The organism is Candidatus Tisiphia endosymbiont of Melanophora roralis (genome assembly GCF_964026575.1).
In the GTDB taxonomy this organism is placed as follows: domain Bacteria; phylum Pseudomonadota; class Alphaproteobacteria; order Rickettsiales; family Rickettsiaceae; genus Tisiphia.
On the sequence record NZ_OZ032161.1, the window covers coordinates 757,076 to 776,902 of the forward strand.

The 19,827-nt window shown below is 32.9% G+C and carries 17 protein-coding genes, 1 tRNA gene and 1 pseudogene; 11 read left to right on the forward strand and 8 right to left on the reverse strand.

Annotated features, from left to right (window positions below):
- Positions 1–274 precede the first annotated feature (274 nt).
- The 9 genes from AAGD53_RS03740 (at position 275) to fdxA (ending at position 9,924) form a co-directional block, all read left to right on the forward strand.
- Positions 275–1,156, forward strand: coding sequence for a glycine--tRNA ligase subunit alpha (locus AAGD53_RS03740; protein ID WP_341763341.1), 882 nt, complete (start codon positions 275–277; stop codon positions 1,154–1,156).
- Between the two features lie 260 nt (positions 1,157–1,416).
- A complete protein-coding gene (gene glyS, locus AAGD53_RS03745) occupies positions 1,417–3,582 on the forward strand; it encodes a glycine--tRNA ligase subunit beta (RefSeq protein WP_341763342.1) in 2,166 nt (721 codons plus the stop codon).
- Positions 3,583–3,792: 210 nt separating this feature from the next.
- Positions 3,793–4,743: an L-threonylcarbamoyladenylate synthase gene (locus AAGD53_RS03750; RefSeq protein WP_341763343.1), complete on the forward strand. Its 951-nt coding sequence runs from the start codon at positions 3,793–3,795 to the stop codon at positions 4,741–4,743.
- Positions 4,740–5,651: a signal recognition particle-docking protein FtsY gene (gene ftsY, locus AAGD53_RS03755; RefSeq protein ID WP_341763344.1), complete on the forward strand. Its 912-nt coding sequence runs from the start codon at positions 4,740–4,742 to the stop codon at positions 5,649–5,651. The genes AAGD53_RS03750 and ftsY overlap by 4 nt, the downstream gene beginning before the upstream one ends.
- A gap of 221 nt (positions 5,652–5,872) precedes the next feature.
- Complete coding sequence (locus tag AAGD53_RS03760; RefSeq protein ID WP_341763345.1) at positions 5,873–6,865, forward strand: Fic family protein; 993 nt, start codon at positions 5,873–5,875, stop codon at positions 6,863–6,865.
- Between the two features lie 18 nt (positions 6,866–6,883).
- Positions 6,884–8,092, forward strand: a complete 1,209-nt coding sequence (locus AAGD53_RS03765) for a CCA tRNA nucleotidyltransferase (RefSeq protein ID WP_341763346.1) — start codon at positions 6,884–6,886, stop codon at positions 8,090–8,092.
- Positions 8,076–8,921 (forward strand): metal ABC transporter substrate-binding protein, encoded by an 846-nt coding sequence (locus AAGD53_RS03770; RefSeq protein ID WP_341763347.1) that lies wholly within the window; start codon positions 8,076–8,078, stop codon positions 8,919–8,921. Before AAGD53_RS03765 ends, AAGD53_RS03770 begins: the two co-directional genes overlap by 17 nt.
- Positions 8,906–9,607, forward strand: coding sequence for a heme ABC transporter permease (locus tag AAGD53_RS03775; RefSeq protein ID WP_341763348.1), 702 nt, complete (start codon positions 8,906–8,908; stop codon positions 9,605–9,607). The genes AAGD53_RS03770 and AAGD53_RS03775 overlap by 16 nt, the downstream gene beginning before the upstream one ends.
- The gene (fdxA, locus tag AAGD53_RS03780; RefSeq protein ID WP_341763349.1) at positions 9,604–9,924 is read left to right on the forward strand and encodes a ferredoxin FdxA; all 321 of its coding nucleotides are present in this window, start codon (positions 9,604–9,606) and stop codon (positions 9,922–9,924) included. The genes AAGD53_RS03775 and fdxA overlap by 4 nt, the downstream gene beginning before the upstream one ends.
- Positions 9,925–9,958: 34 nt before the next feature.
- On the opposite strand, the gene obgE is transcribed toward fdxA, so the two are convergent.
- The 4 genes and pseudogenes from obgE to AAGD53_RS03800 form a co-directional block, all read right to left on the reverse strand.
- The gene (gene obgE, locus AAGD53_RS03785; RefSeq protein WP_341763350.1) at positions 9,959–10,966 is read right to left on the reverse strand and encodes a GTPase ObgE; all 1,008 of its coding nucleotides are present in this window, start codon (positions 10,964–10,966) and stop codon (positions 9,959–9,961) included.
- 247 nt (positions 10,967–11,213) lie between these two features.
- Positions 11,214–11,501 (reverse strand): hypothetical protein, encoded by a 288-nt coding sequence (locus tag AAGD53_RS03790; protein ID WP_341763351.1) that lies wholly within the window; start codon positions 11,499–11,501, stop codon positions 11,214–11,216.
- A 191-nt stretch (positions 11,502–11,692) separates the two neighbouring features.
- Positions 11,693–11,908 (reverse strand): annotated as a pseudogene (locus AAGD53_RS07745) (transposase); the annotation flags it as partial.
- A gap of 182 nt (positions 11,909–12,090) precedes the next feature.
- Positions 12,091–12,167: transfer RNA gene (locus tag AAGD53_RS03800), tRNA-Pro, on the reverse strand.
- 118 nt (positions 12,168–12,285) lie between these two features.
- Here AAGD53_RS03800 and trmD point away from each other — a divergent pair.
- Positions 12,286–13,002 carry a tRNA (guanosine(37)-N1)-methyltransferase TrmD gene (gene trmD, locus AAGD53_RS03805; RefSeq protein WP_341763408.1) on the forward strand — a complete coding sequence of 239 codons (717 nt, stop codon included), beginning with the start codon at positions 12,286–12,288 and terminating at the stop codon, positions 13,000–13,002.
- Positions 13,002–13,427 carry a 50S ribosomal protein L19 gene (gene rplS, locus AAGD53_RS03810; RefSeq protein ID WP_341747533.1) on the forward strand — a complete coding sequence of 142 codons (426 nt, stop codon included), beginning with the start codon at positions 13,002–13,004 and terminating at the stop codon, positions 13,425–13,427. The genes trmD and rplS overlap by 1 nt, the downstream gene beginning before the upstream one ends.
- Positions 13,428–13,438: 11 nt before the next feature.
- Here the strand turns inward: rplS and recN are convergent, their stop codons facing one another.
- The 4 genes from recN to bamA form a co-directional block, all read right to left on the reverse strand.
- A complete protein-coding gene (recN, locus tag AAGD53_RS03815; protein WP_341763352.1) occupies positions 13,439–15,133 on the reverse strand; it encodes a DNA repair protein RecN in 1,695 nt (564 codons plus the stop codon).
- 98 nt (positions 15,134–15,231) lie between these two features.
- Positions 15,232–16,293 (reverse strand): hypothetical protein, encoded by a 1,062-nt coding sequence (locus tag AAGD53_RS03820; RefSeq protein ID WP_341763353.1) that lies wholly within the window; start codon positions 16,291–16,293, stop codon positions 15,232–15,234.
- Between the two features lie 233 nt (positions 16,294–16,526).
- Positions 16,527–17,306, reverse strand: coding sequence for an outer membrane protein assembly factor BamD (locus tag AAGD53_RS03825; protein ID WP_341763354.1), 780 nt, complete (start codon positions 17,304–17,306; stop codon positions 16,527–16,529).
- 203 nt (positions 17,307–17,509) lie between these two features.
- Positions 17,510–19,825, reverse strand: a complete 2,316-nt coding sequence (gene bamA / locus AAGD53_RS03830) for an outer membrane protein assembly factor BamA (RefSeq protein ID WP_410521119.1) — start codon at positions 19,823–19,825, stop codon at positions 17,510–17,512.
- Positions 19,826–19,827 lie beyond the last annotated feature (2 nt).

The window sequence follows — 19,827 nt, forward strand, 5'->3', positions numbered from 1 at the left end:
GTCGTCTTCAGGACACAACCGTTGAAAGTTAAAAAATTGTCTATTAGCGAGGAGACCGTAGGTCGACGAAGCAATCTATATGACAAGTTTCATGGATTGCTACGCTCACGTACGTTCGCTCGCTAATAGACGGTTTAAGCCTTAAAACGGCACTTCACTAATAGACGATTTTTTAACTTTCAACAGTTGTGGAGTGACATCAAAGGTGTAGGAAGTTCTCTAATTGTAAAATAGGGAGTGTTCGTCTAAAAAATAAACAAGCAAATTTATAAATATGCAAAAATTATCATTTCAGCAAATTATATTAACCTTGCAGAATTATTGGGCATCATATGGTTGTGCGATTTTACAACCATATGATTCGCATGTTGGAGCTGGTACTTTTCATCCTGCCACTGTACTACGAAGTCTTGGCAAAAAGCCTTGGTTTGTAGCTTATGTTCAGCCATCTAGGCGACCTAATGATAGTAGATACGCTCAGCATCCCAATAGAATGCAGCATTATTATCAATTGCAAGTTATACTAAAACCATCTCCTGATGATATACAAGAGCTATATTTAAAGAGCCTTGAATGTCTTGGTATAGATTTAAAAAAACATGATATTAGGTTTGTTAAAGATGATTGGGAATCTCCTACTCTTGGGGCGACTGGACTTGGTTGGGAAGTATGGTGTGATGGTATGGAAGTATCGCAATTTACTTATATGCAACAAATTGGTGGTATCGAGTGTCGCCCGGTTGCTGGTGAAATTACCTATGGTTTAGAACGTCTAGCACTCTATATACAAGGGGTCGATGAGGTCAAAAATCTTGACTGGAATGGTCAAACTGGAGAGAAGGCTTTAACGTATGGTGAAGTAGATTTTGAAGCTGAAAAACAATTTTCAAAGTTTAATTTAGAATTGGCTGACATAGCAATATTATCTCAACATTTTATTGATAGTGAAAAACAATGTAATGATTTAATTGCTGCAGATTTGCCGTTGCCAGCTTATGATTATTGTATTCAAGCTAGCCATCTTTTTAACCTGTTAAATGCTCGGGGGGTAATTAGCGTAACAGAGAGAGCATCTTACATACTCAGGGTACGAAATTTGGCGAAGCTATGCTGTAATAAGTGGTTAGAATTAACCTCAATTAGGGATAAGAATTAGTTAATTCTTATCCCTAATTGGCTTTAATATAAGGAAAAATGCATTCTTAAAGCGGCTAACGCGAATGCATTTTAAACCTTTCTAAAGCTAAAAACATGATTTTAAAATATTAAAATCATGTTTTTAGCAAAATATTAATTTAACAATCAGATGCAGAGCCGTCTCAAATCTGATTGTTTCGATAATTTTACCGAATTTGGGATAAGAATTGACTAATTCTTATCCCGAGTGCGTGTAATTAGAAGAGAAGAAGAATTAATATGAGTGAGTTATTGTTAGAACTGTTTAGTGAAGAAATACCAGCTTTGATGCAGAAAAATGCAGCGGAAAGCTATAAAACCATATTTACTACAATCTTGCAAGATAGTAGGCTAGTAGGGGATGTTCAGGTATTTATTGGACCTAGGCGAATTGCCGTGTATATTACCAATTTACCGAAATCTATACCGCCAAAAGAAATTACCATAAGAGGACCAAAAGTTTCGAGTACATCACAGGTTATAGAAGGGTTTTGTCGCTCAAATAATATTGAACAAGAAAATTTGTCTACACTATTAGTGCAAGGGCAATCATATTATATAATAGTAAAAAATACTAAAGAAACCGATATACGAGTGCTATTGGAAGATATGATTCCTAAAGCAATTAGTAAGTATATTTGGTCAAAATCTATGTATTGGGGGAATTATGATATAAGTTGGATTAGACCTCTTAGGAATATTTTATGTATATTTGATGGAGAAATACTAGCAATTAAATATGGCCATTTGACGGCTAATAATATTACCTTTGGGCATAGATTTATCAGTCCTGAATCGATTACTATAGACAGTTTTTCTGAATACCAGGTTAAGCTGCGGGAAAGTAATGTCATTATTGACCAAGAAGAACGTAAGGAGATAATTAAAAGCCAATTATTAATAATAGCAAAGTCACTTAATTTAGTGATAAAAGAGGATGAAAAATTATTAGAAGAAGTAACAGGATTAGTAGAATTGCCAGTTGTTATGGTGGGTAAAATACCATCTCACTTTTTGAAGTTACCTAGTGAGGTGCTGGTTAGCTCAATGCGTAACCATCAAAGATATTTTAGTACTTTTGATGAGACTGGTAATTTTGCCCCTTATTTTCTTTTCGTCAGTAATATGCCTAATGATCAAAATATCATAGTAAGTGGCAACGAGAAAGTATTATCTGCTAGACTCTCTGATGCCTTGTATTTTTATCAGCAGGATTTATCTAATAGTTTACAATCAAAATTGCCAAAACTTGAAAGGATAACATTTCATACCAAGCTTGGTAGTGTAAAACAAAAAACTGAAAGGATTGCTGATATTTGTAATTATATCATATACTCAAATGATTTGGAGAATTGGAACGTAAAACAAGGGGTGAGCGAACGGAGCGTACATGAAGTACGTGAGTACGCGAATACCCCGCAGTTTTGCGAAACCAATTCTTCAAAGCAGAAGAGTATACCAGGAAATAAGGATTTGCAACTAGCAGCTAGACTTTGTAAAAGTGATCTCACTAGTGAAATGGTTGGAGAATTTCCTGAGTTGCAAGGAATTATGGGATATTATTATGCTAAAGAAGATCGGCTAGGGGAAGAAATCGCAGCAGCAATCAGGGATCATTATAAACCCCAAGGTCCATCGGATAGTTTACCAGTAGGAGATGCAGCAATATTGGCTATTGCTGATAAATTGGATAGTTTAGTAGGTTTGATATTAATAGGAGAAGAGCCAAGTGGTTCAAGAGACCCCTACTCACTCAGGCGGCAAGCATTAGGTATTATTAGGATAATTTTAGGTAATAAACTGAGTATAAATATTAAGCAATTAGTTGCTTATGTAGTTCACTTATATCAAACTATGTTTGAAGACGTAAAGGGAGGAGGGGATGATAGTGGGCTAAATAAAACTAGGCAGATAATTCTAGATTTTTTAGAAGAAAGAGCCAAATATTATTTTAAAAATCACTATGATCTATCGTTAATTAATGCTGTGCTTGATTTTGATATTGAAGAAGACCTAGTTGTTAGTGAAATAAAGCTTGCCTCCTTACAGGAGTTTCTGACTAAGGCTGATGGTGAGAATTTATTAACTATTTACAAAAGAGCAAACAATATACTAGAAGGTAGTAATATAGAAGGAGAGGTTAACCAAGATGCTTTTATTTCCAAATATGAACAAGAATTATTTTTATCATTAGGAGTTATTTCTAAGCAAATTGATAGTTATATTGTAGAAAAAGATTTTACTAAGACTCTTAGTCTATTACTAGAAATATTAAACCCTGTCAATGAGTTCTTTGATAATGTTATGGTCAAAGATCAAGATCATAACATTGCCAATAATCGTTTATTGTTGCTCAGAATGGTTACGCAATTATTTGATAAATTAGCAAAATTTAGTGCTTTATGATTAGTACAAATGAATTAGGTTGGTGTCCTAAACATCATTGTAAGGAGTCGTTTTTCGGTTCAACCGTCATTGCGAGGAGTCACTTCAGTGGCGACGAAGCAATCCAAAAAAGTGATCAGGAATGGATTGCTTCGTCGGCTTCACGCCTCCTCGCAATGACGTTTTGGATTTCTTTGATAATTTTTAAATTGTCATGGGGGTATGCGTAAGGTGAGCGATACATTAAAGCAGGCTGCCAAATTCATACAACTTGGTAATGTAGTAGCTTTTCCAACAGAAACAGTATATGGACTTGGTGCAGATGCTAGTAACGAACAAGCTTGTCAAAAGATTTTTAAGATAAAAAAGCGTCCAAGTATAAATCCTCTGATTGTCCACGTGGCAACTATGAGGCAAGCTAAAACTATAGGGGAATTTAATGCGGATGCTCTTAAGTTAAGTAATATCTTTTGGCCAGGACCTTTATCTATTGTTGTACCATTAAAAAGCGGTGCAAATATAACGAGGTCAGTATTAGCTGGACTGACCTCGGTTGCACTCCGTATACCATCACATAATATTGCTTTGGAGCTAATAAGAAAATCTGGTACGGCTATAGCAGCACCTAGTGCTAACCCATCAGGTTATATTAGTAGCACGGCTTTAGAACATGTAAAAGAACATTTTTCAGATGAGAAAGATGTTTTTATTTTAGGCGATAATTTGAATGATTGTAAGTGTCAGTATGGTATAGAGTCCACCATAGTGGACACTACTACTAATAACTTAACTATTTTGCGAGATGGCTTTATAACGAAGGAAGCATTAGAGGAAGTTCTAGGTAAGAAATTAGATAAAACACCTAGCTTGATGCAAATTAAAGCTCCAGGTATGATGAATAAACACTACTCTCCAAAAGTTAGAGTAAGGTTGAATGCAGAGAGTTTAGAAGCTAATGAGGTAGGGCTGAATTTTGCTAATAGTAAGCTTGAGGGCAAATTTTCGCTTAACTTAAGTTTAACTGGTGATTTAATTGAAGCAGCTAGTAACCTATTTGCCAACCTTAGAATATTGGACAATTATGCGGAATTAAATGGATTAGCAATTGCCGTTGCCTCCATCCCAGAAATTGGTATCGGCGTTGCAATTAATGATAGGCTTAAAAGGGCGGCTATAAAATGACTTCTATATTTACTAAATTAAAACAGGCATTAATCAATAGCTCGGATAAAATATCTTCGGGCATTGATCAAATATTTTATAAACAAAAGCTAGATGAGCAAACTTTAAATGAGCTAGAAGAGTTGTTAATATCTTCAGATATAACTCCATCTGTTGCGATAGAACTTGTCAGTAAACTAAGATCTATCAAATTTGACAAAGAAGTGAGTAGTTTGGTAATCAAAGAACAACTTGCCAATATTATCGGACAATTATTGATAAAAACTAGCAAGCCTTTTGAATTGTACGATAAAAAGCTTAATGTAATCCTAGTTTGTGGGGTTAATGGTTCAGGTAAAACTACTACGATAGGAAAGCTTGCCGCCATTTATAGTGGGCAAGGTAAAAAAGTGGCTATTGCAGCTTGTGATACATTTAGAGCTGGTGCTGTTAGCCAATTATCTAGTTGGGCTGATAGAAGTGGTTCTATGTTTATTACAGGAAAAGAATCAGCTGATCCTGCTAGTGTTGCTTACACTTCTATGCAGTACTCAATAAACAACGATGTGGATATATTATTTATTGATACAGCTGGCAGATTACATAACCAAAAAAATCTGATGGAAGAGCTTGGAAAAATTGTTCGAGTGATCAAGAAGATTGATGATACAGCACCTCACCATAGTATATTGGTAATTGATGCTACCACTGGGCAAAATGTATATAACCAAGTCGAACAATTTTCGGCTGTTGCTAACATAAAAGGTCTTATAGTTACTAAATTAGACGGTACAGCAAAAGCTGGCGTAATAGTTGGTGTTGTACAGCAATTCACCTTACCGGTATATTTTATAGGGATAGGAGAAAAAATAGATGATTTAAAATCGTTTAATCCGGTTTTATTTGCCAGTAGTTTAGTAGGAAATTAACTAGGGGAAGTGTCATTGCGAGGAGACCATAGGTCGACGAAGCAATTATATGACAAGATTCATGGATTGCCACGCTCACGTACGTTCGCTAATAGACGGTTTTTTGTGAGTGTTCACAGTTTTTTAACTTTCAACAGTTGTGGCATCTAAAGAGCCTTGCAATGACGATTATAGAAAAATAATTGTTGAAAAGCATTAAGTGATACTTTATATTTTGCTATATGAAATATGACCTACTAAACAACAAAAAAAAACAACTGGATAGAATCAGACCATTAACTCCAGAATTGGTTAAAAACTTGGAGCAGTGGTTTAAGGTAGAGTTGACTTATACCAGTAATGCTATTGAGGGGAATACTCTCTCGCGTTTGGAAACTGCTGTGGTAATTGAAAAAGGCTTAACAGTTGGTGGAAAATCGTTAGTAGAACATCTTGAGGCAAAAAATCATGCACAAGCTTTGGACTTAATCCATGAAATACAGCAAAAGAAAACTTGTGAAATTACTGAAAACGATATTTTATCAATTCATGCTCTTATCCTAAAGGGTATCGATGATTATAATGCTGGATGTTATAGACGAGTAGCAGTACGTATTTCAGGTTCAAGGGTAATAATGCCAAATCCAGTAAAAGTACCAAACTTGATGGCAGATTTTATTGCATGGCTAAACTCATCTAAAGATATGCATCCTGTACAGTTTGCAGGAGAAGCACATTATCGACTAGTAACTATTCATCCTTTCTCAGACGGGAATGGTCGAACTGCACGATTATTGATGAATTTAATTCTAATAATGGCAGGTTATCCACCGGCTATTATTAGACTACAAGAGAGGTTACCTTATATAACATCTCTAGAAACTGCACAACTTGGTGGTTCAAAAGAAGCCTATGAAAAGATTATCTTTAATGCAGTCAATCGTTCTCTTGATATTTATCTTAAAGCAGCAAACTCTGTAAACTCTTCAGATGTAGTATTATCAGAAAAATTATTAAGAATTGGTAAGCTTGCAAAAGCTGTCAATGAGACTGTGTCAACAATTCGTTTTTGGACTAAGGAAGGTTTGCTTGAAATTGCTGATGTTACTAAATCACGCTATCAGCTTTACTCACCTGAAATGATTGAACAATGTATAGAAATTCAACGATTAAAGACACAAAAGCTAACACTGAATGAAATCAAGGATATGCTTGTAAATAATGACACAAAATAAAAATAAGGTGTTTCTATAATGCACGTTGTAACAAAAGAATTATCTATCCAATCACGCTATTACAAAGAATCTTACAAAGAGATTCTGTCAATACTAAAACTAAATGGAGGAGTGGCTAGAATTGTTGGGGGAGCTGTTCGGGATGCTATTCTTGGTGTAGTTAACTATGACGTTGATATAGCAACAAATTTATTACCAAAACAAGTAACAGATATTTTATCAAAAGCCAACATTAAGGTCATACCAACTGGCATAAAACATGGTACAGTTACAGCTTTATTCAAGAATGAAAAACTTGAGATTACTACACTTAGAAAAGATATAAAATGTGATGGTAGGAGGGCAGAAGTTATCTTTACTGATGATTTTATGGAGGATGCTGCTAGAAGAGATTTTACTATTAATGCCCTTAGTTATTGCCCATTTGAACATAAAATTTATGATTATTTTGGTGGAATAGATGATTTGCGACAATCGAAAGTAATATTTATAGGACAGGCATTTGAACGAATCCAAGAAGATTTTTTGCGTATTTTACGGTTTTTTCGGTTTTCCTGCTATTATGCTGCACAGCTGGATCTAGATGGGCTAAATGCTTGTATTAAATTGAAGGAAAATCTAAAATTACTATCAAAAGAACGGATAAAATGGGAAATGGACAAATTGATTATCTCAGATAATAGTCCTGATATTTTGCAGCAAATGTTTGATAATGGCATATTGCAAATAATATTGCCAGTTAGCCAGTTTGATAAAAGATTTTTGTCAGAAGCAATTAATTTTGGTTCTTTAGAGCCTTACACTAGGTATTCACTCTTATTTTATCACATAAAGAACTTATCACTAAGTGATTTACTAAATTTAAAATTTTCCCGACAAATCGCCGTAAAAATCACTACGATACTTAAAGTTATTAATAGAGAAATAAACGAATTTGTATTAAGAGAAATTTGGTGGAAAAATGATGATTATTTACAGTATATAAGTGTTCTAGTATCATTAGGCAAACTAGATAGAACGGTAGCCAAAAAATTTCTAGATAGATACAGCTCTAAACCCCGTCCAATATTTCCTATAAAGGGTCATGACTTGCAGAAATTAAATATTCATGGTAAAGCTATTGGCATATTGCTAGACAAATTAGAAAAAGCTTGGATAGAAAGTGATTTTACACTTAATAAGAATCAATTACTTAAATTATTGGAAAATAATGAAAATTACTATTAGTGCTAGCATTTTTATTGCTATGATTATAACATTATTTAATTATGCAGCTTTTGCCAGTGGTAAAGTGAAAATTGTTACTAGTATAACTCCGCTAGCAGCTATTATAGCTATGCTAGTTAAAGATCAAGCAGAGATTGTAGCTATTGCCAATAATGATGATTGCCCGAACCATTATAATTTAAAACCTAGTGACCTTAAAAAAGTCAAAGATGCAGATATTGTATTTTATATAGATGAGCAATTTGATGGTTTTGTTGGGAAGTTAATGAATGGTCATAGTAAAAATGTTATTAAAATTAGTAATTTTACGGGGCTAAAAATTATTAGTAATGACTCATATAGTAATTGGCATATTTGGCTTGATTTAGATAATGTAAAAGTAGTATTAGAACAATTATCTAAGATATTAGTGGGACGATTTCCTGATATTAGTTCAGATATTTACCAAAATCTTGATAAGGCAAAAAAACAAATAGAGAGACTTACGAAAATCAAAAATGAAAAATTAGGACCTTTGACAGATGTTATTTTACTTAGTGATAGTCTAGAATATTTTTTTGATAATAGCCGAAAAAGCGTTGCAAAATTATATAATTCTGATCAAAAAAGCCTTAAATATATTAGTAATCTTGAGCATTTATTAGCTATGTCCAACAGTAAATGTTTATTATTAAGTCTCGATCAAGATGTTCGAATTTATAAAAATTTTAAAGCAGAGATAGTAGAAGTTGAAAGCGAGAATTGGAGAATAACTGACATTAACGATGATTTATACTATAATCAATATTTAAAAATAATTAACCAAGTAGCTAAATGTTTAAATTACTAAACCCTTATTTTTTTAGTAAGTTAATACAAACCATTATACCATTATTGCTAGTTTCCATGTTGATACTAATGGGACTGGGATTATACCAAGCTTTGATAGTCTCACCACAAGATTACCAGCAGGGTGAGATGGTCAGGATTATGTATGTTCATGTGCCAGCTTCTTGGATGGCACTAGGGATTTATACATTTATGGCTATTTGTAGCTTGTGTAATCTAGTGTGGAAGACTAAAATGTCCTTTTTAATGGCAGTGGCCAGTAGCCCTATTGGTGCAGTTTTTTGCCTGATTAGCATGGTTACAGGTTCGTTATGGGGAAAGCCTATTTGGGGAACTTGGTGGGTTTGGGATGCTAGACTTACCTCAATGTTAGTATTATTCTTACTATATTTAAGTTATATAGTAGTTGTTAATAGTGGTGATAATATAAGGCGTGCTGAAAAACCAGCTTCGGTGATTGCATTGATTGGTTTTATCAATATCCCCATAGTAAAATTTTCGGTAAATATTTGGTATAGTTTACACCAGCCAGCAAGTGTTTTACGGCTAGGTAGTCCGACAATTCATAATTCTATGTTATTGCCCTTAGTGCTAATGTTTATAACTAGTATACTATATTTTCTATTAGTTTTAGGTTTGAGATCTTGTATTTTAATAGCCAAATTCAAGGAATATGATAATTCATGACTTATGTTGTTACCGATGAGTGCATAAAATGTAAATATACCGATTGTGTAGAAGTATGTCCTGTTGATTGTTTCTATGAAGGGGAGTTAATGTTGGTGATTAATCCCGATGAATGTATTGATTGTGGAGTGTGCGAGCTTGAGTGTCCGGTTAAAGCTATTAAGCCAGAGTCAGAACAGCTGATTGATTGGATAGAGAGAGCTAAATTTTTCTCAAGCATGTGGCCTAATATTACTATTAAAAAACCAGCTCTAGCGGATGCAGATAAATATCAAGACGAGGAAAATAAGTTTGAAAAATATATGGGAGGGATTTAATTTACCTCAATTTGGGATAAGAATTAGTTAATTCTTATCCTAAATTGGGGTGATTTGTGTTTTTTACGTTTTCAAGAGCTTTTTTAATTACCCTATTTAATCCAGTTCTTGTATAGCTAGACACTACAAAAATTTCCTCTCTAGTAATTTTTTGCAATTCTGTAATTTTGTCTTTAATTTCTTCTTCTAACAAAACATCGCACTTATTCAAACAAATTATTTCAAACTTATTTTTTAATAAGTTCGAATATGATTCAAGCTCGTTCCTAATAGTTCTATAATCAGCAATCAAATTATCACTTGTTGCTGATATCAAATGAATCAATAAATTACATCTCTCAATATGTTTTAGGAACTTATCACCTAGTCCATGTCCTAAGTGAGCCCCTTCTATTAAACCTGGGATATCAGCTATCACAAATTCTTCATCATCTACATAAACCACACCAAGATTAGGGCTTAGTGTGGTAAATGGATAATCAGCAATTTTAGGTTTTGCTGATGTCGTGGCTGCAAGGAAAGTTGATTTCCCTGCATTAGGTAGACCTATAAGACCAACATCTGAAAGTAGTTTGAGTTGTAAATTTACCCACATCTCTTCTCCAACAACACCTTCAGTCCTACGTCGCGGAGCTTGATTGGTAGATGACTTAAAATGGCTATTACCAAGCCCGCCTTTGCCTCCCTTAAGAATTTCAAAAGTTTGTTCATCGGAAGTGAAATCATATAGTAGAACATCGCCATGTTCTGAGAATATTTGTGTTCCTACTGGTATTTCTAAGAGTAAAGCAGGTTTAGACTTCCCACTACGGTTTGAGCCTTTACCATTCTCACCATTTTCTGCTTTAAAATGCAGTTTATGCCTAAAATTTACTAAAGTATTAAGATGAGAATTGCACTTAAAAATAATGCTACCACCACGACCACCATCGCCACCATCAGGTCCACCCATATCAATATATTTTTCTCGATGAAAACTAATTGCCCCATCACCACCATTACCGGCTTTTAAGTATATTTTAGCTTCATCGATAAAATTCATAATATATTATTGTAAGTTATAAACTTGATATTTATAGTCAATTGATGAAAATTTGGTGACTAATACCATTTCTCAAAACTAAATTGCTACTCGGAGTACGAGTGTCGGCTACCTTCGCGTACAACTAGTACGTGAGGAGCGGAGATCATGAAGTACGACGACGTGATGATTAGTTTTCGGAAATGGTATTAGTACACTTTGGCATCAGTATACCATAATATTGTTATCATGTAAAACACTCCTTTGTCTATATCCAATCAGGGCAGTTTAAAAATTCCAACTTTAAGTTATGTCTATAATTGTTAAAGTTTTCTCTAGTTTCAGTAATTTTGTTTGAAAATAGAGCTATTATAGAAAGAGTTATTGTCCTCAATAATGACATTATTAACGGAGCTTCTCCAGTGCTAATAGTTGACTTGTTTTCTTCAAAAACCTTATCTTTTATCCAGTTTAAATTATTTTCGCATGACCAATGACTTCTATTAAATTTTAACAATTCTTCTATACTAAACTTTTTCTCTAAACTAGTAATCATTAATACATTCTCTGTCTCACAGCTATTAGCCTTGTGCTTCTTTTCTCTTTTTCGGGTAATTTTGCATATTTAATTGATATGCCATTTAAATATCCAAATGGCATATCAATTATCTCGATTTTTCTTCTTTCTATTCTCCCATGCTGTAAATCTATATTCTCTGCAAAACTCTTAATTTCCTGACCTTCTGCCTATATTTTATCAAATGTTTGTGTACTATGGTAATGTGAATTAGTAAATATCCTACGAAGAAGTAATCGACTCATAGCCAAAAAAATTATATTTTCACTAGAATCAGTAAGAAAATCATATTCCTTGGAGAGCCTTCTATTTCTATTTATCCAGGCAAAGCTTCTCTCAACAACCCATCGCCTTGGCTGTACTTTAAACCCAACTTCTCTTGTTGGCAATAGTTCTAATGGTGTACTTTCTGGTATCCAAAATCTGCACGCTGGTCGTTTAACAATTTCTAAATCTATGTTATACTTTTCCTAATGAGACCCTTTAAATCTTTAGACTGATACCCCATATCAGCCCACATTTGTTTAATAGTAAAGGAGGTATTAAATGTTAAATACAATGAAATTTGTGGTCGGAGCAGAGAGATTTGAACTCCCGACCCTCTGGTCCCAAACCAGATGCGCTACCAGGCTGCGCCATGCTCCGAAAAATAAATGATGAAGATTAACAATAAAGTGTTAGTGGATTCATATTGCCTAATTATATAAACTATAATATAAGTCAAATCAATTTTTTTATTTTAAAATTTCATCATATTTATTACATGTCTTCATTACATGCATCAATATTAACCATATTTCCAGAAATGTTCCCTGGATTTTTGCAATATTCCCTTGCAGGGCAAGCCTTAGAAAAGGGTATTTGGTCTTATAATGTGGTTAATATAAAAGATTTTGGATTAACTAGGCATAAAAATGTTGATGATGAGCCTTATGGTGGTGGTAACGGACTGATAATGCGTCCAGATGTGGTGGGTAGTTGTATAGATCATGTTTTGTCTTCAAATCCTAATGCCAAAATATATTATCCCTCACCAAGAGGAAAGCTATTTAACCAAAATATTGCTCGTGAAATTATACAAGAAAAGCAAATAATAATTTTATGTGGTCGCTTTGAAGGGGTTGACGAACGTATAATTGAAGAGTATAATGTAACGGAAATTAGTATAGGGGATTATATTTTATCTGGTGGTGAGGTGGCAGCTCTTGCTATTCTTGATTGCTTGATTAGATTACTTCCGAATGTATTACTGAATCAAGACACATTGCAATCAGAATCTTTTGAGGAAAATGGAGAGTTTGCTGGATTGCTTGAATGTCCTCTGTATACGAGACCGGCAAAATGGAAAAGTAGAGAAGTTCCGAGTATTTTGTTGTCTGGTAATCATCAATTAATTAAAGATTGGAAAAGCAAGCAATCTTTAGAGATTACTAAAAAACGTAGGCCGGATTTATTAAATATTTATAGGAGTTTAAGGTAATGAATATTATTGAAGAGTTTGAACAACAGCAAATTCTGAAACTAACGGAAAATAAAAAGATTCCTGACTTTAAAGCAGGAGATACTGTAAAGGTTACTGTAAAGATAATTGACCGAACAGTTGAGAAAGATGGTAAGGAAAAATTACTAGAAAGATTTCAAATGTATGAAGGCGTAGTAATTGCTAGAAGGAATAGTGGTGTTGCATCTTCTTTTGTAGTTCGTAAGGTCAGTCATGGTGAAGGTGTGGAAAGACGATTTATGATTTTCTCACCAATTGTACATTCGATTGAAGTTGTTAAATATGGTGTAGTACGTCGTGCTAAACTATATTACTTAAGAAATCTAAGTGGTAAAGCAGCTAGAATTAAAGAAAAACTTCAAGTAAATCCTAATAAAGTAATTAAGAAAAAGGTGGTTGCTTAAGGGGAAGGGGGCTAAGGATGTAGAAGCTCTTTAGCTGCCTTCAAGCTCGCATCGGTAATAGATTTGCCTGAGATCATGCGAGCAAGTTCAGCTTGCCTCTCTTGAAGATTTAGATTTTTTACAGTAATTTTAGTGCTTTCATTCAATTGTAGCTTGTTAACGACAATATGCTGATCTGCCTTACCTGCCACTTGCGGTTGGTGAGTAATTGTGATAACTTGGGCAATAGAGCTAAGCTTTTTTAGTTTTTCTCCTACTTTATCGGCTACGATACCACCAATTCCTGTATCTATTTCATCAAAAATAATAGTTTCCTTAAGTAGTTTATCAAAAAGACAAATTTTTAGTGCTAACATAAATCTTGATAATTCACCACCAGAAGCAATTTTATCAATAGGAGCAAGTTGCATACCAGGGTTAGTTGAGGCAACGAAACGCACATTATCGATACCATTATCTGATACCTTAGATAACATTACTTGAGAAGTATCCCTGTCTTCCAAAAAATGTTTATTGTCAGTTTGGCTTGCAATATTATCCTTAGAGACTATTTCTACTTTAAAAATTGCCTTTTCCATTTTAAGTTGTTCAAGCTCTTTTTGCATAGCTAACTCTAGGTTTTTGGCTATTTTAGAACGCTGATGCGATAAATTTTCAGCTAGTTCAAAATATTTTTTATGACCAGCTAGCTTGTTCATATCTAGGATTTTAACGTTATTAATTTTATCCTTCAGAGCATTTAATTGTTGGTTAGAATTGTCAACAAATTCAGGTATTTTATCGCAAGAGATATTATATTTTCGTGCTATGTCACGGATTTTAAACAGTCTTTCTTCCACTTCATCTAAGTTAAATTCATTTGTATCAAAGTTATTAATAATGTTTTGTAATTTTATACGTGCTTCTTCTAGACTATTATAACAATCGTCCAAATTTAATGAAATAGAGGCAAATTCTTCATTTCCCTGTAAGTTACGGGCTATTAAACGTTGAACATTAGCAATGGACTTATTAATTTCAGGAGTTTCAAGATGTGATAATATATCTTGAGTTGCTTGTATTTCTTTATCACGATTTTGTAAACTGTGTCTTATAGTGGTAAGTTTTTCTTCTTCTCCCACTTGATAGTCAAGAGTTTTTAATTCCTTGGTTACAAAATTTAAATAATCTATCTCTCGTTCTATAGTATCTTTATCTTTTGTGACTTTATTGATTTCTTTAGTAGTTGCTTGTAAAATATTGAAATGCTTGGATAATTCAGCTCTTAAACCTAGAAGGTTTCCATAATCGTCTAGAATATTAATATGGGAGGAGGGGGTAAGAAGGGTAGTAGGGCTATTTTGTCCATGAAGTTCAAATAAATAATCTGCTACTTGTTGCAAGGTATTTACTGTCACCGCTTGATCATTTATAAGAAATTTTTTGCGGTTACCAGATTTTTGGATACGTTTTATCAGTAATTCTTGGTCACACTCAATATTAAATTGTTCCAAAAGCTTTTTTAAATCATTATTGAGAGTAAATGTTGTAGCAACCGTACAATAATCGCATCCATGTTTTATTACATTATCAGAGAATTTGTTACCTAAAGAGAACAAAATTGCATCTAGCAAAATAGACTTACCAGCTCCAGTTTCACCGGTAATCACACATAGTCCTTTCTCAAACTCTATCTCCAGTTCGTCTATCAAAATAAAATTCTTCACCGAAAGACTTTATAACATTAGAACCTCTTGCATAACTCTAGTTCTGTTGGTGCTTTAGGCATCTAGGCTAGATTCAATGCCGTCTAATAAATTTAATCCTATGAATTAGGAAGGTTAATTCCATAACCATTTTTACACCAATTTTGCACTTCTTTAAATTTTTTTGAAAAATCTCCATCTAATTGAGATAATTTTTTATATTGGTTGTTATCAAGAATTAAAGGATCAATACCTCTGAATTTTGGTTTTATATTTATTTGACCCTTACCATATTTAGCTAGTCTAAAAGATTTTGCATCTTCTTTGCATTTATTTAATAAATTTTTTATAATTTTATCATTACTATTTTCTATTTTTTGCATTACATTTTGATCTACGCTAAAATGTAACTCATCTTTAGAAACTAGTTTTATTTTTATAGCACGTTTTAAGATTTTATGAAAATAATCATAAACTACAGCATTAAATGGGGCTCCCCATAATTCTTTAATTAAATATAAAGGAATCATTGCAAATTTCTTGGCAGTATTTTTATTAGTAAAAAACCAAACTCCATTATGGAATTTCAGATCATCTACTATTTCCTTTGCTTCTAATTTAGATATTTTATTAAGTATTACTGCTGTATGAATATTATATTGTATTCTATCAGCACAAAGATCAGGTAGTGGTCTTTCAAGAGCCGTATATTTTGGATCATCTGGATCAAGATCTTTTATCGTAATATTATATCTACTTATAATTTCATCTATTTTCATAGAACGTAAAAACCATAAATGAATAGTATCTTGATAGGACTTTTCTTGCTGCTCATGATAAAATAAATTGTCTCCTAAATGAGAAAAAACAGTGTGGGAAGTATCATGTAATAGCCCAGCTATTTGCTCAATTTTTGATACTTGTGCTTTTTGAAGTAATACAAACACCCCTATACTATGATCATATCTACTAAAATATGGAAGTAACCCTATATAAGGTGCGGGTCCAGATTGATCAATTAATTTTAATCTTTGCATTGCTTTACTGTCAATTAGTTCCTCTATCAGTGGATCGTCAACTACTACAGTATCCTGCCATATAGTATATAATTCTTTCTTAGCATAAGCAGAGAAACAAAATGAAATATAGAAAAAAAATAAAAAGTAAGCTTTTTTCTTCATAAAAATACCTAGATTGTTAAATAATAAATGATAAAGGCTTTATTCTATATAATGAAACTGTTGCAACAATCCCATAAGATATATAGAGCCTAAATAAGGTACTTATGCTAGAGAATTTGTAGAAGAGGCAAGAAAAGCAAAAAACCGTAAGTGGCATGAAATATGCATTACGGACTTGAGTCCAAGAGCGACGTAAAATTTACCAGCAAAAGTAGAATTGTAAAAAAATTCTATTATTGAGATGGCGTTTTATTTGGTCCCTTTGGAAAGTTGTTAATAAACGGTTGACAATATTTATACCAGTTACTGTTTGGGTAGTTGTGACCAAGTACTGCAGCATATTTCTTCGCTTCAACGCTAAGTCCCAGCATTAAATAACTTTCCACTAAACGATAAAGTGCTTCTGGTATATGTGATGTAGTTTGGTAATTATCCACAATAAGCTGAAATCTATTGATAGCAGCTATCGGGTTATTTCTACTGAGATAATAACGACCTACGTCCATTTCCTTACCGGCTAAATGATCATTTACTAAATCAATTTTTAAAGATGCATCAATTGAATATTTTGTTTTAGGGAAAAGTTTTATAACATCTTCAAAACTTTCTTTAGCTAAAAAGGTTCTTGATTGATCAAGCTGTACATTTGAGATTTGCATATAATACGATAATGCCTTTAGGTAATACGCATATGCAATATCTTCATGCATTGGATGAAGCTTAATAAAAGTATCAAGTACATCTACCGTTTCCTCATACTGACATGCTAAAAATAAAGAATAGGCTTGCATTAACTCAGCTTGAGGAGTCATTTTATTACCAGGGTCTTGATAAAAAATTCTAGAAAATTCCTCGGCAGCTTTCAAATATTTTTGTTTTTCCAATAACACAAGACCATCATTGTATAATTCAGGAGCTGGAACAATTAAATCTTCATCTATCTTCTTAGTTTTACAGCCAGATAAAGCTAAGCAGGTAGTGATGGTATAAAATAATAATTTTGCTAATTTCATATAGAGCTTACAAATTTTTAGAACTTATTTTAAAACTTAATTTATACACGAAACACCGAGGATTATACAAGATTATTTTGAAAATTATTGTTTTTGACCTTGTGTTGTTGTCGTATAAAATTTTTTGCAATTCTTACTAATGTCTAGGTTGCTGTGAACATTTCAACTTCTTTTTCATTAATTTTAGAACTCAGGTTATAATATTAAAAATGGGTAGAAAACTTTAGATGAAAAATTTGCTTTTCATCATAAGGTCTCTTTTTAATTGGCCAAGCCCAATCCATTCTGATAGGGGCAAAGCGAGTGACCCATATAAAACCTACCCCAACAGAAGCACGAAGTGACTTATCATTATAAAAACTATCAGATTTATAAATACTTTTAGAATTTAATCCTACACCCCAAAGACTACCAGCATCCATAAAAACAGCTCCAGTTAAATTAAAATCTTCTGGCAAACCAGTCGGAAAGTTGAGTTCTGTTGAAAATGTATAATATTTTTCTCCGCCAAGACCTTCATTTGTTGTTTTTTCTCTAGGACCTATTCCACTAGCAGCAAATCCTCTAAGGCTATAATCACCCAAATTAAACCGATCAGAAATTCTTACAGTTTTACCTCCTACACCCATAATACCACCGACACTACTTGAAAGTTTTAAAGTGAATTTATTATTGATAAAAGATTTAAAATATTTACCGTCTAGTTCATGTTTTAAATATTTATTATTACCCCCAACACCAGCAAATTCCTGAGTGCCACTAATAACATAACCATTTTTAGGAATAATCCTACTATCAAGCTGATCATAAGTGATAGTATGTCCGATGGCTGATGTGATGAATTTTCCCATCTGTTCAGTTAAGAATATAGAACTTGAATTGCCTAGAGAGCTTAATACATCTCTCTTAAGAGTATAGTCAATTTCATGACTTAAGTCTTCCGCAATATCATAACCAAGAGAAGGTTTGAGTCCTATAGATTTTAACGTATAATTTTGATCTCCTTGTGAAAGAAATGAAGTTCCACGACCGCTATAATTATTGAAAACATTAAAACCTAGCGATACATCTTTATCAAGAAAATGAGGTTCGGTTATGCCACCATAGTAACTAATACTCTTTTTTCCTACTTGTACTCCAGCATTTAACACTTTTCCAGTACCAATTAAATTACGTTCCAAAAATGATATACGTCCAAATGGTCCTCCTGCTGTGTTATAGCCAGCATCAAAACTAATTGAAGATGTTGATTTTTCCTCAACGTCAATATTAATATCATATTTGTCTTTTCGTGTTGTTGGTGTAACGCTAATAAGTACTTTTTCAAAATAATCCAAATTGCGTAGATTCTGATGACCTTTTTCTATATAAGAACGGTTAAATATATCTCCTTCAGAAATTTTAAATTCTCGTCTAATAACTTTATCTTCAGTTTTTAGATTATTCGTAATATTAATTTGATTAATAAATACTTTTTCTGCCTTATCTATCACGAATTTAATATCGAAAGTATGATCAGGGTTTTTACTACTTATATCAGGGTAAACATTAATTCCTGGATAACCTTTACTTGCAAAATGTGAAGAGATTTTATTTGCTATTTTATTCAAACTATTAATATTAAATGTATCACCTGACTTAACATTAATATATTTTTTAATTTCATTTATATCAATATTAGGTAATTTATTGTCAATAGTAATGTTGCCAAAATTATATTTTGCCCCTTCTTCAATAGAGTAAGTGATGGTAAAATATTCTTTGGTTGGATTGAGTTCTGCTGTAACAGAAATAACACGAAAATCGGCAAATCCTACTGACTGATAGAATTCCTTTAACAATTCTTTATCATACTCTAAGCGGTCTGGATCGTAAGTATCATTTGTTTCTAAAAAGTTAAACCATCTTGACTGTTTTGTTAGGATAACAGATTGTAGTTCTGTACTACGGTAATTATTATTTCCACTGAAATAGATTTTTTTAACAGTTGTTTTAGGTCCTTCTGCAATATCAAAAGTAACTTTTACTCTGTCATTCTCAAGCCTTTCAATTTTTGGCGTTACGGTTGTAGAGAAACGACCTGAACGTTTGTATATCTCTTTAATTTTTTCCACATCTAGTTGGATTTTAGCTGGACTCATTGATTCACCAGACATAGTAAGCAATTCTTTCGATAATGAAGATGTTTTGATTTTAGAATTACCTGTAAACACTACTTTAGTAATAAACGGAGTTTCTGATACAGTAACTATCAAATTGCCACCATTGACTAGTGTAATACTTATATTTTCAAATAGAGACGTTGAGTAAAGGTTTTTAATTGCTTCATCTCCTTTAGATGAAGTATACTCTTCTCCTACTTGAAGCTTTAAGTAATTTTCAATAGTCGAGTTTTCGATTATTTTATTACCTTGAATAGTTATTTTTTTTATATACTCAGCCGATAAAGCTGATGTATTATATAAAACAGTTGTTGCCAAAATAGCTAGTTTAATAGTTGATTTGACGTTTGTTTTCACAA

What these genes read in the sequence shown, in the direction of transcription:
- AAGD53_RS03740 (WP_341763341.1), top strand. Translation starts at nt 275, where the DNA reads ATGCAAAAATTATCATTTCAGCAAATTATATTAACCTTGCAGAATTAT.
- glyS (WP_341763342.1), top strand. Translation starts at nt 1,417, where the DNA reads ATGAGTGAGTTATTGTTAGAACTGTTTAGTGAAGAAATACCAGCTTTG.
- ftsY (WP_341763344.1), top strand. Translation starts at nt 4,740, where the DNA reads ATGACTTCTATATTTACTAAATTAAAACAGGCATTAATCAATAGCTCG.
- AAGD53_RS03760 (WP_341763345.1), top strand. Translation starts at nt 5,873, where the DNA reads ATGAAATATGACCTACTAAACAACAAAAAAAAACAACTGGATAGAATC.
- AAGD53_RS03765 (WP_341763346.1), top strand. Translation starts at nt 6,884, where the DNA reads ATGCACGTTGTAACAAAAGAATTATCTATCCAATCACGCTATTACAAA.
- AAGD53_RS03770 (WP_341763347.1), top strand. Translation starts at nt 8,076, where the DNA reads ATGAAAATTACTATTAGTGCTAGCATTTTTATTGCTATGATTATAACA.
- AAGD53_RS03775 (WP_341763348.1), top strand. Translation starts at nt 8,906, where the DNA reads ATGTTTAAATTACTAAACCCTTATTTTTTTAGTAAGTTAATACAAACC.
- fdxA (WP_341763349.1), top strand. Translation starts at nt 9,604, where the DNA reads ATGACTTATGTTGTTACCGATGAGTGCATAAAATGTAAATATACCGAT.
- obgE (WP_341763350.1), bottom strand. Translation starts at nt 10,966, where the DNA reads ATGAATTTTATCGATGAAGCTAAAATATACTTAAAAGCCGGTAATGGT.
- AAGD53_RS03790 (WP_341763351.1), bottom strand. Translation starts at nt 11,501, where the DNA reads ATGATTACTAGTTTAGAGAAAAAGTTTAGTATAGAAGAATTGTTAAAA.
- trmD (WP_341763408.1), top strand. Translation starts at nt 12,286, where the DNA reads ATGTCTTCATTACATGCATCAATATTAACCATATTTCCAGAAATGTTC.
- rplS (WP_341747533.1), top strand. Translation starts at nt 13,002, where the DNA reads ATGAATATTATTGAAGAGTTTGAACAACAGCAAATTCTGAAACTAACG.
- AAGD53_RS03820 (WP_341763353.1), bottom strand. Translation starts at nt 16,293, where the DNA reads ATGAAGAAAAAAGCTTACTTTTTATTTTTTTTCTATATTTCATTTTGT.
- AAGD53_RS03825 (WP_341763354.1), bottom strand. Translation starts at nt 17,306, where the DNA reads ATGAAATTAGCAAAATTATTATTTTATACCATCACTACCTGCTTAGCT.